Here is a 263-nt window from a genome sequence, read left to right on the forward strand (position 1 = left end):
GCCGCTGCAGCAGGGTTTGGCCGAACTGGTCGCCTACCTGCAACTTGCCGGCGACACCTTCAGCAGCGTGGTGGACGAACAGTCCAGTGAGACGATCATGTGGCACAGCGTGAAAGAAGACGGCGAACACCAGACCCGGCAGGCGAACCTGCCGCGCGTCATTTTCGTGAGATGAACATGCTGGAACCCGAACAGGACGCCACGGCGTCGATGCACGATTTGTCGAGCCTGCTGATTCCCTTGCTCAAAGGGGTCATTTACCG

Annotated in this window: 1 protein-coding gene; it reads left to right on the top strand. The window is 59.7% G+C overall.

The genetic code is table 11. From position 1 onward, the window contains the following. Positions 1-4: 4 nt before the first annotated feature. Positions 5-175: a hypothetical protein gene (locus SB764_RS41360; protein WP_410866950.1), complete on the top strand. Its 171-nt coding sequence runs from the start codon at positions 5-7 to the stop codon at positions 173-175. Positions 176-263: the final 88 nt, after the last annotated feature.

Origin of the sequence: Paraburkholderia sp. SIMBA_027 (assembly GCF_046535315.1) — a bacterium.
In the GTDB taxonomy this organism is placed as follows: domain Bacteria; phylum Pseudomonadota; class Gammaproteobacteria; order Burkholderiales; family Burkholderiaceae; genus Paraburkholderia; species Paraburkholderia tropica.